The organism is Aliiroseovarius sediminis (assembly GCF_022678485.1).
In the GTDB taxonomy this organism is placed as follows: domain Bacteria; phylum Pseudomonadota; class Alphaproteobacteria; order Rhodobacterales; family Rhodobacteraceae; genus Aliiroseovarius; species Aliiroseovarius sediminis.
On sequence record NZ_JALBYP010000035.1, the window covers coordinates 321,003 to 335,124 of the forward strand.

Genomic DNA, 14,122 nt, shown 5'->3' on the forward strand with positions numbered 1-14,122 from the left:
CCTGTTGTAATGGCGTTTGTGCCAGAGCTATCGTCTTTGACCGCGAAGAACCAGAGCAGCGTTTCATTGCACAAAAACGGGATGCAGCTTAAAGACCTTTTCAACAGATCATCGCCCAACCCCGTTGAAGGAGTGCCTTGCCATGTCGAACGCCCAACTCGAAGCCGCCATCGAAGCCGCCTGGGAGGCGCGCGATACGATCACCCCCGCGACCACCGGCGAGACCCGCGAGGCGATCGAAGATACGTTGAACGCATTGGACGGCGGCGGGCTGCGTGTGGCCCAACGTCAGGAAAACGGCGACTGGCATGTGAACCAGTGGGCCAAGAAGGCGGTTTTGTTAGGCTTTCGCCTGAAGGATATGGAACAGCAAGATGGCGGCCCGCAAGGTGGCGGCTGGTGGGACAAGGTCGATTCGAAATTCAAGGGTTGGGGTGACAATCAATGGAAAGCGGCCGGGTTCCGGGCCGTGCCAAACTGCGTCGTGCGCAAGTCGGCTTTCATCGCCCCGGGCGTCGTCCTGATGCCGAGCTTCGTGAACCTTGGCGCCTATGTGGACGAAGGCACGATGGTTGATACATGGGCCACCGTTGGGTCCTGCGCCCAGATCGGGAAGAACGTCCACCTGTCGGGCGGGGTGGGTATTGGTGGTGTGCTGGAACCGATGCAGGCCGGCCCCACCATCATCGAGGATAACTGCTTCATCGGTGCCCGCTCGGAAGTCGTCGAGGGCTGCATCGTGCGCGAAGGGTCTGTGCTGGGTATGGGCGTCTTCATCGGCCAGTCGACCAAGATCGTCGATCGTGAAACCGGCAAGGTCATGTATGGCGAAGTACCGCCCTATTCGGTTGTCGTCGCAGGGTCGATGCCGTCGAAGAACGGGATCAACCTTTATTGCGCTGTGATCGTGAAGCGGGTGGATGCCAAGACCCGCTCGAAGACCGGAATCAACGAACTGTTGCGCGACTGATACCCGACAGACGGCTGGGAAAAACAACAGGCGCGCCAAGGTACGGCGCGCCTTTTTTGCATTTGTCCGATGAAAAAGTGACGTAAAACCGGGCCTGCCGCGTATCACCTTCAATAACTGGGAGGATCACATGATACGCATAGTTCTGCTTAGCAGCCTGATCGCCATCGGTTTCGCCGCCGAGACCGCACAGAGCCGCACCGCGTCACATCCGACCGTCTGCACGTATTCTGCCTGAACCGGCAAGGCTTGATCCCGGCGCGGATGCGGCCTAAGCCCTTGCGGATGAGCAACGACAAGAAACCGAAAAAGCCGCATCAGGTTTATACCTTGCTAGTGCAGGTCGGGCGCAAAGATGGCGACGGGTTGCCAAACGGGGCCACTGGGGCTGCACTGGTATGTTATGCATCCGGCGTGGACGAGGCCGAAGCGGTGCGCGAGACCGTCGCGATCCTGAAACAGGCCGATCTGGCCCCGCTGGACGTGGACGGATACGGCAGTTTGGATGAACGGCTGGCCGAAGGTCACGATATCCCCGGTGACGAACGCACCCTTATGGGGCGCGCGCTGAAGGAAAACAGCGTGATTGTCGCACAGATGACGCCTTTCTTTGACGAGGATACCTAGATGGGTGCAGTCTTCTGGGATTTGGACGGCACCTTGACCGATCCCAAGCCCGGCATCACCGGAAGCGTGATCAAGACACTTGAACGAATGGGTCTTCCTGCGCCTGCGCCCGACGCTCTTGAATGGGTGATTGGCCCGGCGCTGTTGTGGAGCTTTGCGAAACTTGGTGTACCCGATCCCAAGGCCGCATTGGAACATTACCGGCATTTCTATACTGAAGGTGGCGGCATGTATGATTGCACCGTGTTCGACGGTATCCCCGACGCGTTGACGCGCATTGGCGCAACACATGCGATGCATATTGCCACTGCCAAGCCCCACATCTATGCCCGTCAGATCACGGCCCATTTTGGGCTGGCCAAGCACATGACCCACGAATTCGGTCCTGAACTGGACGGCACCAATAACGACAAGGGCACGCTTCTGGCCCATGCGTTGGATGTGACGGGCGATGACCCTGCAAACTCCGTGATGATCGGGGATCGGCATTATGATCTGGACGCCGCGCGCGCGGTGGGGATGCGGTTCATTGCGGTTGGCTGGGGCTATGGGCGCAATGATGATCTGTCAGATGCCAATGCCCATGTGACAACGCCCGACGAACTGCCGGGCGTTGTCGGGCGTTTTCTGAGCTGAAAGCCCGGTCATTCGGTCCGCACGATGGTCACGAACTCATCCGGCAAACTATCATCGGACTGAAGCATCGCAGTCAGAGGGATTGTGATCTCTGCGGTCTTGCCGTCATTTGAAAGCTGGCCGTTGGTCTCGACGATCTCTTCCCCGGTGATGGTCATGCGAATGCGGTGACCCTTCATCTCTTGTAGCATCATCGCCATCATTGAGGGCTCTATACCAGTGTCCGAGGCGGTCTCTTTCATCTCGACCAGATCGAAAGTCAGCTTGATGAACGGGCCTTCCAGCCGCTCAATCATCACGCCCTGATTGGGGTTGACGCCACTGCTTTCCTCAGCGTCTTGGCCTTCTTCTTCCATCTCGGCGATCAAGCTGTCGATGGTGTCCGTTTCCTCGACCAAGCAGTTGAAAGACCCGTCATCATTCTGTGTGCCGACTCCGTCTTCACAAGGGTCTTCGCCCGTCGCGGCGATCATACCATAAAAGTCCGCCCCCATTTTCATATTTGCGATCATGGTTGCGTTTTCATCGTCATGCACAACGAAATCCAGATCGGCGTCGAAACACGCCGACAAGGGCAAAATAAACAGTAGGAAAAGCAGCTTTCTCATAAGGGTCTCCGGGCTCGATTTTGTAACAGCAGCCGGAAGACTAGGGCGACCACACGTTTCCGTCCAGCCCCGGTAAGCCGTGCCACCAATTGCAGTGCCCCCGCCGACACATTACAGAGGTTGGAAAGGAGCCCTGATCATGTCCCAAAAGCGCACTGCGCCAATCGACCCCGTTGCCCTGACCCAAGATCTTGTCCGCTGCCGGTCCGTGACACCCGACGAAGGCGGCGCGCTGGTGCTTCTTGAGGGACTGTTGTCGGACGCGGGCTTCGCCTGCACCCGGATCGACCGGGGCGGCGTGTCAAACCTGTTTGCCCGGTGGGGGTCACGAAACGCGCGCACACTGGGGTTTAATGGCCATACGGATGTGGTGCCGGTGGGCGATGCGAACGCTTGGACGGTGGACCCGTTCGGGGCCGAGAAACGGGACGGATACCTTTACGGGCGCGGTGCCACAGACATGAAATCAGGCGTTGCGGCATGGGTCGCTGCGGCCATAGACTTCGTGGCAGATGCACCTGAAAACGCATCGCTGGTCATCACCATCACTGGCGATGAAGAAGGCGACGCCACTGATGGCACCACCGCGATTCTGGATTGGATGGCCCAAACAGGTGAAAAGATGGACGCCTGCATCGTCGGCGAACCCACCAGCCCCGAGGAAATGGGCGAGATGATGAAGATCGGGCGGCGCGGTTCAATGACAGCTTACTTCACCGCGCGTGGCGTGCAGGGTCACGCAGCTTATCCGCACCGCGCACTCAACCCCGTACCGGCCCTGGCGCAATTGATTGCAGACCTCGCCGGGCACGAGTTGGACAAAGGCACCGATCATTTCGACGCCTCGACGCTCGCTGTTACAACCTTTGACACTGGCAATCCTGCCACGAATGTCATTCCGGCGGAGTGCAAGGCGACGGTTAATATCCGGTTCAACGACGCCCACCACTCAGACGATCTTATCGACTGGCTTCGATCCAAGGCCACACGCATTGGTGAGGTCACTGGCGTCGATATCGAAATGACGACAACCGTTTCCGGTGAAAGCTTCGTGACGCCTCCCGGTCCGCTATCAGAACTTGTCGCAACATCGGTGGAAGCTGAAATCGGTAGACGACCAGAAGCGTCGACAACGGGCGGCACGTCAGATGCCCGGTTCGTGAAGGACCATTGCCCGGTGGTCGAATTCGGTCTTGTCGGTAAAACTATGCATCAGGTCGACGAACGTGTGGAAGTTGCGCAAATCGGCCAGTTAAAAACCATTTATTCACGCATCATCGGGGATTATTTCGCATGAGCCAGATTCCCAGCAAACAAGAGATTCTTGACTGGATTTCCGAGAACCCGACCCAGACAGGCAAGCGCGACATTGCGCGGGCTTTCGGGATCAAAGGGGCAGCCCGCATCGACCTGAAACGCCTGTTGAAAGAGCTTGAAGCCGACGGCCATCTGGCCAAGCGCGGCAAGACCTATCGCGACGCGGACAAGCTGCCGCCGGTTGCGGTGTTGCGCGTTGATGACCCCGACGCCGATGGCGATCTGTATGCCAGTCCGATGGAATGGGCGGGCGAAGGGGCCGCGCCCCGCGCGCTTTTGGTGATGAAAAGCGCGGACCCTGCGCTGGAACCGGGCGAGCGCATCCTTGCCCGCATGACCGAAGTGCAAGGCGAGCCCTATGGGTACGAGGCACGTCTGATCCGCCGCATCGGCACCAACCCGATCCGTATTCTGGGCATCTATCGCGTGGGGGCCGAAGGCGGGCGGATTGTTCCCATCGACAAGGGCGCGAACAAGGAATGGCGTGTTGATCCGGGCGCTGAAGAAGGCGCCAAGGATGGCGAGTTGGTTGAAGCCCAGCAATCTGGGCCGAAATCCCGCATGGGCCTGCCGCGCGCACGGATCGTCGCGCGCCTTGGCGACCCGACTGCGCCCAAGGCCGTCAGCCTGATCGCCATACATCAGCACGGCATCCCCGACGCCTTCCCCGATGACGTGATCGAAGATGCCGACAGCCAGAAACCTGCGGGGCTGAACGGGCGGGATGACCTGCGCCATCTGCCCCTGTTCACCATCGACCCGTCCGACGCGCGCGACCATGACGATGCCGTCTATGCCCATGCCGATGATAATCCCAAGAACCCCGGCGGGCACGTGATCTGGGTCGCGATTGCAGACGTCGCACATTATGTCACCCCCGGATCAGCACTGGATCACGAGGCGCGGCGGCGCGGCAATTCCACCTATTTCCCCGACCGCGTGGTGCCGATGCTGCCCGACCGCCTATCCGGCGATCTGTGCAGCCTTCACGAAGGCGTCCCGCGCGCCTGTATCGCGGTGCGGATAGTGTTGGACGCCCAAGGTAAGAAGATCAGCCACCGGTTTGTCCGGGGCTTGATGAAATCCCATGCGTCGCTGAATTACGCCGAGGTGCAGGCAGCACAGGACGGGCAGCCGAACGAAAAATGCGTGCCGTTGATGGATGACGTCATCGCGCCACTTTACGCGGCCTATGAGACAACGAAGCTTGCACGGGCGTCGCGGCAGCCGCTGGATCTGGACCTGCCCGAGCGCAAGATCATACTTGATGACGATGGCAAGGTCGCCTCGGTCGCCGTGGCCGAACGGTTCGACGCCCACCGGTTGATCGAAGAATTCATGATCTTGGCGAACGTCGCCGCGGCCGAGGAATTGACGCGCCTCAGACGCCCGCTTTTGTTCCGCGTGCATGAAGAACCCAGCCCGGAAAAGCTTGAGGCCCTGCGCGAGGTCGCACAGGCGTCTGGCTTCACACTGGCGAAAGGGCAGGTCTTGCAGACCCGCCACCTGAACCACCTTCTGGCACAGGCCGAGGACTCCGAGTTTGACGAGTTGATCAACATGTCCACCCTTCGCTCGATGTCGCAGGCCTATTACTTCCCCGAGAACTTCGGCCATTTCGGGCTGGCGCTGCAATCATATGCACATTTCACCTCGCCCATCCGGCGGTATTCGGACCTGATCGTGCATCGGGCGCTGATCTCGGGCCATGGTTGGGGCGACGACGGCCTGAGCCCCGAAGATATCGAACAGCTTGAGGCCACCGCCCAGCATATTTCCGAGACCGAGCGGCGATCCATGGAAGCCGAACGTGACACCACCGACCGTTATCTTGCCGCGTTTCTGGCCGAACGGGTGGGGCACGAGTTTACCGGGCGCGTATCCGGCGTTGCCCGGTTTGGGCTGTTTATCAGGCTGGATGAAACCGGTGCGGACGGGTTGGTGCCGATCAGTTCGCTTGGTGACGAGTATTTCCGCCACGACAAGGACGAACAGGTATTGGTCGGGGAACGGTCGGGGCTAGTAATCAGGCTGGGTCACCGCGTCACTGTCCGGCTGGCTGAGGCAGTGCCGACAACCGGCGGGCTGGCGTTGGAGCTGTTAGAGATTGAAGGGCGCAAAATGCCGAAGCCGCGCGGGCGCAAAACCGGCAGTTCATCGCCACGAAAGCCCACGGCTGCAAAGCGGAAATCCGCAAAGCTGAAAAAAAAGGTGAAACGTTCCCGAAAGTAAGTTGCTAATATCCTTGCGGGGGCATGATGGTGAGTTGGTTTTGAAAGAGTATCATGTTGGAACACAAATTTGATGACTGGCGCGACGCCTTCCTTTCGCGCGCACGTGAAGCAGGGCTGTCAGACGCGACGCTGGCCCTTTGCGCGGACTTTCTGCGCCCGGACCAGCGCATTCTGGAAAAGCAGTCGGCGCAATCCGAATTCACGCTGACAATATCGGACTATCTTGCGCGGGCCGTGACAGATGCGCGCGTGCGCAAGGGGCGCGCGGCACATCGTAAATATCGCGACCTGATGAATAAGATATCCGGGGCTTATCAGGTGGATGCGCAGATCATTCTGGCGATCTGGGGGATCGAGACTGACTATGGCACCGCGTGTGGTGATTGGCCGGTCTTGAGCGCGCTGACAACGCTGGCCTATGCTGGGCATCGGGCCGGCTTCTTCGAAGACGAACTGATCGCAGCACTACAGATCATTGAGGCGCAAGACATCACGCCCGAAGGCATGCTGGGTTCATGGGCGGGGGCAATGGGGCATGGGCAATTCATGCCGACAAGTTTTCAGGTCTTTGCCGTGGACAGCGATGGTGACGGACGGCGCAATATCTGGGGAGGCGACCCCACGGACGGGCTGGCATCTATTGCGAACTATCTGGCCCGGCACGGCTGGCAGATGAGCCGCCCGTGTCGCGCAGAAGTCACGTTACCGGTGGGGTTCGACTTTGCGCTTGCCGGACGCCAAACCAGAAAACCCGTGTCTGATTGGACGGCTCAAGGTGTGGTCGCTGCCGATGGCACTCCGGTGCCGGATTACGGTGAAAGTTCGGTCCTGCTGCCGTCGGGCGCCAGCGGCCCCGCGTTTCTGACCTTTGGGAACTTCGACGCTTTGCGCGCGTATAACCAAGCCGATTCCTATGTTATTGCGGTCGGCTGCTTGGCGGACCGGCTGCAAGGCGGCAAGCCAGTCGCCAAGATCTGCCCCAACGATTTAGAGGTCTTGACCCACGCCCAGATGCGCGAGTTGCAGGAACGATTGACAAAAGCGGGTTATGACACGCTGGGCGCAGACGGATTTTCAGGGCCGAACACAGCCAGCGCGCTGCGATCTTATCAACAAGATCACAGCCTGGTGCCCGATGGGTTCGGGTCCGGCGCCATGCTGAGGCATTTGCGCGCGCGCGCAGATTAGGCGCGCGCCCTATTCGAATTCCATTTCAGTATAGACCTGGCCCGCATTTTTCGTTGCCAGTTCTTCAAACGTGTCGTGGTGGGCGAAGGGCGACTGATCGACGTAATACGCCTCTTCCAGCGTGCCGCCTGCGTCCAGCAGCTTAGCAATCTCGCCGCGGAGGTGTTTCAGGTATCCGATCGTGTGCGCCTCGACCTGCGCCATGTTGGTGGGATAACCGTGACCGGGGATCACATAGGTCGCGCCAAGGGGCGCGAATGCGGTCTCCCAAGTCTCGATCCAGCAGCTTGTGCAGGTATCCTCGAAAATCGGAGGAATGCGGTTGTGGAACGCCATATCGCCCGCAATCATCAGGCCATCTTCTGGCAGCCAGACCTGAATATCGCCGGGGCTGTGGGCGGGCCCAGAATAAAGCACTTCGATATGCTTTCCACCCATGTCGATGATATGCTTGTCTTCAAAAGTTTGCGTAGGGCCCATCGGTTCGGTCCCCTCCGCATGTTCTTTCGCATAGGTTTGCATGCCTTCGAAAATCTGCGCCGAGTATTCTTCAAACTCGTGGGCGGCGTCGACATGGGCAAGGATATCAACGCCCTGTTCGATCCAATAGTTGTTGCCCAGCATCGCGTGCCCCTGCCCGTTTTCATTGATGACAAGCTTGACGGGTTGCTCGGTGATCGCCTTGATTTCGTCGTGCAACGCCTGGGCAAGCTTGTAGTTGGCACCGGCGTTCACGACCACGACCCCATCACCGGTGACGATGAAGCTGAGATTATTGTTATGGCCGGTGTTTTCGTAGGTCGGCGGGGCGGTTGCGCCGATGGCTGACCAGATGCCGGGGATGACTTCAACCGGTTTTTCATAAAGCACTGATCCGGGGTATTGGTCTGCGATATTCTCGTCCGCAAGGGCAGGCATGGCGATCAAGGTCAGGATGGCTGTGATAGTGCGAAACATGGTGTCCTCCGGCAATCTGTTCGGGTCAGATTGTCACATTCGAATGTGATTGGCCAGAGGCGCGGCAGGGGCTCTGCCCCTACGGTCCAATTTGTCAATTGGACCTACCCCGGGATATTTAGAGCCAGAAGAAACAGTCAGGTGCGCGCGGCTTCAGCGGCCGCGCGTATGGCGCGGATGTTGTCGCCATAGACCCGTGGGTTGTCGACCGAGCCACCCTTGAAGACTGCGGAACCCGCGACCAGAACATCGGCGCCAGCTTCTGCGACAAGGGGCGCCGTTTCCGTGGTGACACCACCGTCGATCTGGATGTGGATCGGTCGGTCGCCGATCATCTGGCGCAGGAGCCGGGTCTTAGCGACACCGGAATGGATGAATTTCTGCCCGCCGAAACCGGGGTTCACGGTCATGATCAGCACCATATCGACAAGGTCGAGCACATATTCGATGCTGTCCAATGGCGTGCCGGGGTTTAGGCTGACCCCCGCTTTTACACCTTGCGCTTTGATGGCTTGCAGGGTGCGGTGGATGTGGGGGCCGGCTTCGACATGGGCGGTGATCATATCGGCGCCCGCTTCCGCATAGGCTTCGATATAGGGATCCACAGGCGCGATCATCAGGTGCACGTCCATAAAGGTTTTGACGTGCGGGCGAAAGGCTTTCACCGCGGGGGGACCGAAGGTCAGGTTGGGCACGAAATGGCCGTCCATGACGTCTACATGCACCCAGTCGGCGCCTTGCGCCTCGATCGTCTGAATTTCCTGACCGAAATTGGCGAAATCGGCAGAAAGGATTGAGGGGGCGATCTTGATTGAGCGGTCAAAGGACATAAGCGGGCCTCCGGCTGGTGTTTCTGATGCGGTTATAGCGGGATTTCCGAAGTTGCGAAGGGCGAAAGCGCAGTTGCGCGCGTTAAAGGTGCGGGCGGAACCCGGCCAGCACCTTGGCATAGATGTCGCGCTTGAAGGGGACGATGCTCGCGACAACCTCGTCTGGGTCCATCCACGCCCATCTGCTGAATTCCGGGTGTTCTGTCTGGATGTTCACATCACTGTCCATCCCCAAAAACCGCAGAAGGAACCACCGCTGTTTCTGGCCGCGGAACTGTCCTTTCCAGATGCGCGGCACGATCTCGTGCGGCAGGTCATAGGGCAACCAATCGGGCAGTTCAGCTTCGATCTGCACCAGATCCTGGGTCACGCCGGTTTCTTCCCACAATTCGCGCAGCGCCGCATCGCGCGGGTCTTCGTCTTGGTCCACACCGCCCTGCGGCATTTGCCAAGCGGTTTTTATGCCGAGTTTTGGCGCGTCCAGCCGTTGGCCAACGAACAGTTTGCCATCGCGATTGGCCAACATGATCCCGACACAGGGGCGATAGGGCAGCTTGGCGATGTCGTCTTGTGTCATGTGGGCCTCGTTTCACACAGAGTATGCAGCAGGAATACGAAAGGGCCACCGATTTGGCGGCCCCTTGCCTGTTGTCGCGGGCGCCTATTGTGCCAGCGCAATGGTGGACAGGCCCTTGATCAAATCAACGGCGTAGGACAGCTGGAAGTCTTCGTCGCGCAGTTTGGCGGCTTCTTCGGCGGCCTCGCGTTCTTCTTCGATCTGGCGTTGTTCGTCTTCGCTCAGGCTGTCATTGTTCAACCGTCCGCGCAGGTCGGCTTCGGACCGTTGGCGGTGGTTCTCATCCTCTTCGTTTTCGGCGGTCGGTACGCGGGGGGGTTGTTCAACCACAATGTCCGGCGACACACCCAACGCCTGGATCGAACGACCTGACGGCGTATAATACCGGGCCGTCGTCAGGCGCATCGCCCCTTCCGAGGCAAGCGGCATGACGGTTTGCACCGACCCTTTGCCAAAGCTTTTGGTGCCGACAACGATGGCGCGGTGGTGGTCTTGCAAGGCGCCCGCCACGATTTCCGACGCTGAGGCCGAGCCACCGTTGATCAGAACGACCATCGGTTTGCCGTCCGCCAGATCACCGGCTTCAGCGTTCACTCGGTCGCTTTCGGCCGGGTTGCGACCTCGGGTCGATACGATCTCGCCTGATTCCAGAAACGCGTCGGATACTTCAATCGCTTGGTTCAGAAGGCCGCCGGGGTTGTTGCGCAGATCCAGCACGATGCCTTCGACGTTTTCCATGCCGCCCAACGCTTCGACCTCGCGGGCCAGGCCTTCTGACATGTTGGCAAACGTCTGATCGTTGAACGTCGTCACGCGCAGGACGATGGTTTCGCCCACTGTACGCGCGGTGGCGGCGGTCAGTTTGATCGTGTCCCGGATGATCGATACGTCGAACGGTTCGTCGACGCCTTCACGCACAACGGTGATGATGATCTCGGACCCGACCGGACCGCGTAGCATGTTGACCGCCGCATCCAGCGTCAGGCCCATCAGGGCTTCGCCGTCCACATGCGTGATGTAGTCACCCGCTTCCACTCCCGCCTCGTCTGCCGGAGTGCCGTCCATCGGCGATACGACACGCACGAAGCCTTCTTCCTGTGTCACCTCGATCCCCAGACCACCGAACGATCCACGCGTCTGCACGCGCATATCAGCAGCATCCTTGGGCGACAGATAGCTGGAATGTGGATCAAGCGAGGTCAGCATCCCGTCAATCGCCGCCTCGATCAGGTCTTCTGCACCAACCTCTTCAACATATTGCGCGCGGATACGTTCGAAGATGTCACCGAACAGGTCCAACTGTTCGTAAACGGTTGTATTCTTGGCGGCATCCTGCGCAAGAAGCGGACCTGCCACTTGGGTGGTCAACACCGCGCCTGCCAGAGTGCCACCAAGGGCAGCCATTACAAATTTCTTCATCAATCTCTATCCTTGCCTGCCGCAAACCAGTCGCTGGGGTCCACGGGCGTTCCGTTCTTTCTTAGCTCTATATAAAGCGTTTCTGACGCTTCTGCGCCAGTTCCTTGCTCCGCTGCGATCAAAAACGCTTGATCGTCACTGATTTCCACCCCGCCCATCAGGCCCAGTGGCGCGCCTTGTGGCAGCACTTCACCGACCTCACCGTACAGCTGGCCCAACCCCGCAAGCACCATAAGATAGCCGTCATCCGGTTCAATCACCGCAACATTGCCGTAATCCAGCAGCGGGCCAAGATAGCGGATCGTGGCGGGCCAAGGCGTCGTGACGATGGCCAAGGGTCGGGTTGCCACCACGAAACCCGGGCGGCGCACACCGGCGGCGTCTTCTTCTTCAAAGCGGCGGATGATTTGGCCCAGAACAGGCATTGCCAGCCGCCCCTTGACACTAGCAAACCGTTGAGAGGCCGCCGCCCCGGCTGAGGGCACGGGTTCGGACATCAGCGCATCGGCAAACCCGGCAAGCGTATCCGCACTGTCGATCAGTGTCTGCATCCGCGCCTTGTCCGCCACGAAACGGCGCGGCAATTCGGTGCGGCGTGCGATCGAAAGGCTAAGTTCGAAGCGGGCATCCTGCGCGCCTTCCAACCCGGCTTTCAGGGTCTGAACTGCGTCTTCCTGCACGGTGCGCAGGGCTTGCAGCTCTGCCAACCCGTTGCGCAGCGCAGTGGCCTTGGCTTGCAGGGCGGGCGCCACATCGGACAGGATCATGCCCGACCTAGCGGTGCCCACTGGGCCGGCAGGATGGATCAAAAGCGCAGGTTCGGGCGCACGCTCGATGCTTTGCAACACACCCAGAAGCTGAGATAAACGCCCACTTTCTGCGTCCAGCGCGCCTTGGATCGTTGCTTCGCGCTGGCTCGCGCGGCGCAAGCTGTCGCGCAGGGCTGCCAGGCCTTCTTCGTAGGCTTGAACGGTTTGCGTCAGAGCGGCGATGCGGTCGCGGGATTTCTGCGCCTCGGTCAGGGCTTGTGTGGCGTCGTCAAGAGCCGTAATCGCGGCGCGGGCCGCCTCGGCGGGGGCGTCGGACTGCGCGCGCACCGCTGCCCCCGGCGCCAGCCCCAGGCACAGCCCTGCCGCCAGCAGGGACAAAAGGCGTCCGCCGCGCATCACCGGCGGATCAGGCTTTCGCCGGTCATTTCTGCGGGCTGTTCCATTCCCATCAACTCCAGCAGGGTCGGGGCAAGATCGGCCAGACGACCATGGGCCAGTGTGGCCCCATCGGGGCCGCCGAACATGATCACCGGTACCGGGTTAGTCGTATGCGCGGTGTGGGGGCCGTTGGTGTCTTCGTCCCACATGGTTTCGCAGTTGCCGTGATCGGCGGTCACGATCATCGCGCCACCGACATCTTTCAGCGCGGCAATCACCTGCCCCAAACCTGCATCTACCGCCTCGCAAGCGGCGATTGCGGCGTCCAGATCGCCGGTATGTCCGACCATATCGGGGTTGGCATAATTGGTGACGATCAGATCGAACTGATCACGGATTGCCCCAACGAAATGCTCGGTAACTTCGGGGGCCGACATTTCAGGCTGCAAGTCATAGGTCGCGACCTTGGGGCTGGCGGCCATGTAACGAATTTCACCCTCGACCGGTTCCTCTTTCCCGCCATTCAGGAAGAACGTGACATGGGGGTATTTCTCGGTCTCGGCGGTGTGAAACTGGGTCTTGCCGTGTTTGGCGACCCATTCTGCCAGCGTATTCACGATGTCGCGCTTGGGAAAACAGGTCGTCATATAGGCGTTGTGGGCGTCGGAGTATTCCACCATACCCAGTAAGCCGGCCAAGGCAGGGCGGGGGCCGGTATCGAACGCATCAAACCCCGGCTCGCCGATGGCGCGCAGGATTTCACGGGCGCGGTCGGCGCGGAAGTTGACGAAAAACAAACCGTCACCGTCTTTCATTGCATTGTAGCCTTCGATCACCACCGGCTCTACAAACTCGTCCGTTATGCCTTTGTCATAAGATGTTGCAAGAGCCGCATCGGGCGAGCCTGCCGCAGCCCCCTTCCCCGCGACCATCGCGTCATAGGCACGGCTGACACGATCCCACCGGTTGTCGCGATCCATCGCAAAGTACCGCCCGGAAACCGTGACGATATTTGCCCCGTCCGGCAGGTCTGCCGCAAAGGTGGCAAGTTGTTCGCGACCGGATTGCGGCGGCACATCGCGCCCATCGGTGATGACATGAACCGCAACGTTCAGCCCGGCATCTGTCAGCGCCTTTGCCGCAGCGACCAAATGATCTTGATGACTGTGCACGCCGCCAGGGCTGACAAGCCCTGCGATATGGGCGGTGCCGCCAGTGGCTTTTACCTTGGCGGCAAAGTCCAGCAGCGCCGCGTTCTGAAAAAACGAACCATCCTCGATCGCCAGATCTATCTGGCCCAAACTCATCGCCACCACGCGACCTGCACCAATATTCGTGTGCCCCACTTCCGAATTGCCCATCTGCCCCGTCGGCAGCCCCACATCGGGGCCGTGGGTAATCAGGGTGTTGTGGGGGCAATTGGCCATGAGCCAGTCGAAATTCGGCGTATCTGCCAAGGCGGGCGCGTTATACTCGCGCGTCTCGCGAAGCCCCCAACCATCAAGAATGCACAGGACGACGGGCTTGGGCGTGGTCATTTTCAAGGCTCCTTGGTCTGCTCGATCCCTGTCTATTGCGCGAAATGACCGGACGCAAGACAAGCACCGTCGT

Annotated in this window: 13 protein-coding genes; 6 read left to right on the plus strand and 7 right to left on the minus strand. The window is 59.8% G+C overall.

Annotated features, from left to right (window positions below):
• The first annotated feature begins 142 nt into the window (after positions 1–142).
• From dapD to MN186_RS13040, 3 genes are all read left to right on the plus strand, one after another.
• On the plus strand, positions 143–970 hold the full coding sequence (gene dapD / locus MN186_RS13030; RefSeq protein WP_242114797.1) for a 2,3,4,5-tetrahydropyridine-2,6-dicarboxylate N-succinyltransferase: 828 nt from the start codon (positions 143–145) through the stop codon (positions 968–970).
• A gap of 285 nt (positions 971–1,255) precedes the next feature.
• On the plus strand, positions 1,256–1,597 hold the full coding sequence (locus tag MN186_RS13035; protein ID WP_242114798.1) for a hypothetical protein: 342 nt from the start codon (positions 1,256–1,258) through the stop codon (positions 1,595–1,597).
• Entirely contained in the window at positions 1,598–2,233 is a 636-nt protein-coding gene (locus tag MN186_RS13040) for an HAD hydrolase-like protein (RefSeq protein WP_242114799.1), read from the plus strand.
• A gap of 8 nt (positions 2,234–2,241) precedes the next feature.
• On the opposite strand, the gene MN186_RS13045 is transcribed toward MN186_RS13040, so the two are convergent.
• Positions 2,242–2,841 (minus strand): hypothetical protein, encoded by a 600-nt coding sequence (locus MN186_RS13045; RefSeq protein ID WP_242114800.1) that lies wholly within the window; start codon positions 2,839–2,841, stop codon positions 2,242–2,244.
• Positions 2,842–2,980: 139 nt separating this feature from the next.
• Between MN186_RS13045 and dapE the strand changes: the two genes are divergently transcribed.
• From dapE to MN186_RS13060, 3 genes are read left to right on the plus strand one after another with little or no spacing between them, the layout of a single operon-like run.
• A complete protein-coding gene (gene dapE / locus MN186_RS13050) occupies positions 2,981–4,138 on the plus strand; it encodes a succinyl-diaminopimelate desuccinylase (protein ID WP_242114801.1) in 1,158 nt (385 codons plus the stop codon).
• On the plus strand, positions 4,135–6,390 hold the full coding sequence (gene rnr / locus MN186_RS13055) for a ribonuclease R (protein ID WP_242114802.1): 2,256 nt from the start codon (positions 4,135–4,137) through the stop codon (positions 6,388–6,390). Before dapE ends, rnr begins: the two co-directional genes overlap by 4 nt.
• A 53-nt stretch (positions 6,391–6,443) precedes the next feature.
• A complete protein-coding gene (locus MN186_RS13060; RefSeq protein WP_242114803.1) occupies positions 6,444–7,580 on the plus strand; it encodes a lytic murein transglycosylase in 1,137 nt (378 codons plus the stop codon).
• A 9-nt stretch (positions 7,581–7,589) separates the two neighbouring features.
• Here the strand turns inward: MN186_RS13060 and MN186_RS13065 are convergent, their stop codons facing one another.
• The 6 genes from MN186_RS13065 to gpmI form a co-directional block, all read right to left on the minus strand.
• Positions 7,590–8,537 (minus strand): MBL fold metallo-hydrolase, encoded by a 948-nt coding sequence (locus MN186_RS13065; protein ID WP_242114804.1) that lies wholly within the window; start codon positions 8,535–8,537, stop codon positions 7,590–7,592.
• Between the two features lie 137 nt (positions 8,538–8,674).
• A complete protein-coding gene (gene rpe, locus MN186_RS13070; RefSeq protein WP_242114805.1) occupies positions 8,675–9,367 on the minus strand; it encodes a ribulose-phosphate 3-epimerase in 693 nt (230 codons plus the stop codon).
• An 82-nt stretch (positions 9,368–9,449) separates the two neighbouring features.
• Positions 9,450–9,944: an RNA pyrophosphohydrolase gene (locus MN186_RS13075; RefSeq protein ID WP_242114806.1), complete on the minus strand. Its 495-nt coding sequence runs from the start codon at positions 9,942–9,944 to the stop codon at positions 9,450–9,452.
• Between the two features lie 84 nt (positions 9,945–10,028).
• Entirely contained in the window at positions 10,029–11,363 is a 1,335-nt protein-coding gene (locus MN186_RS13080) for a S41 family peptidase (RefSeq protein ID WP_242114807.1), read from the minus strand.
• Positions 11,363–12,529 carry a murein hydrolase activator EnvC family protein gene (locus MN186_RS13085; RefSeq protein ID WP_242114808.1) on the minus strand — a complete coding sequence of 389 codons (1,167 nt, stop codon included), beginning with the start codon at positions 12,527–12,529 and terminating at the stop codon, positions 11,363–11,365. Before MN186_RS13085 ends, MN186_RS13080 begins: the two co-directional genes overlap by 1 nt.
• Positions 12,529–14,049 (minus strand): 2,3-bisphosphoglycerate-independent phosphoglycerate mutase, encoded by a 1,521-nt coding sequence (gpmI, locus tag MN186_RS13090; RefSeq protein WP_242114809.1) that lies wholly within the window; start codon positions 14,047–14,049, stop codon positions 12,529–12,531. Before gpmI ends, MN186_RS13085 begins: the two co-directional genes overlap by 1 nt.
• Positions 14,050–14,122 lie beyond the last annotated feature (73 nt).

Coding starts and splice junctions, on each gene's coding strand:
- dapD (WP_242114797.1), top strand. CDS start 143: ATGTCGAACGCCCAACTCGAAGCCGCCATCGAAGCCGCCTGGGAGGCG.
- MN186_RS13035 (WP_242114798.1), top strand. CDS start 1,256: ATGAGCAACGACAAGAAACCGAAAAAGCCGCATCAGGTTTATACCTTG.
- MN186_RS13040 (WP_242114799.1), top strand. CDS start 1,598: ATGGGTGCAGTCTTCTGGGATTTGGACGGCACCTTGACCGATCCCAAG.
- MN186_RS13045 (WP_242114800.1), bottom strand. CDS start 2,841: ATGAGAAAGCTGCTTTTCCTACTGTTTATTTTGCCCTTGTCGGCGTGT.
- dapE (WP_242114801.1), top strand. CDS start 2,981: ATGTCCCAAAAGCGCACTGCGCCAATCGACCCCGTTGCCCTGACCCAA.
- rnr (WP_242114802.1), top strand. CDS start 4,135: ATGAGCCAGATTCCCAGCAAACAAGAGATTCTTGACTGGATTTCCGAG.
- MN186_RS13060 (WP_242114803.1), top strand. CDS start 6,444: ATGTTGGAACACAAATTTGATGACTGGCGCGACGCCTTCCTTTCGCGC.
- MN186_RS13065 (WP_242114804.1), bottom strand. CDS start 8,537: ATGTTTCGCACTATCACAGCCATCCTGACCTTGATCGCCATGCCTGCC.
- rpe (WP_242114805.1), bottom strand. CDS start 9,367: ATGTCCTTTGACCGCTCAATCAAGATCGCCCCCTCAATCCTTTCTGCC.
- MN186_RS13075 (WP_242114806.1), bottom strand. CDS start 9,944: ATGACACAAGACGACATCGCCAAGCTGCCCTATCGCCCCTGTGTCGGG.
- MN186_RS13080 (WP_242114807.1), bottom strand. CDS start 11,363: ATGAAGAAATTTGTAATGGCTGCCCTTGGTGGCACTCTGGCAGGCGCG.
- MN186_RS13085 (WP_242114808.1), bottom strand. CDS start 12,529: ATGCGCGGCGGACGCCTTTTGTCCCTGCTGGCGGCAGGGCTGTGCCTG.
- gpmI (WP_242114809.1), bottom strand. CDS start 14,049: ATGACCACGCCCAAGCCCGTCGTCCTGTGCATTCTTGATGGTTGGGGG.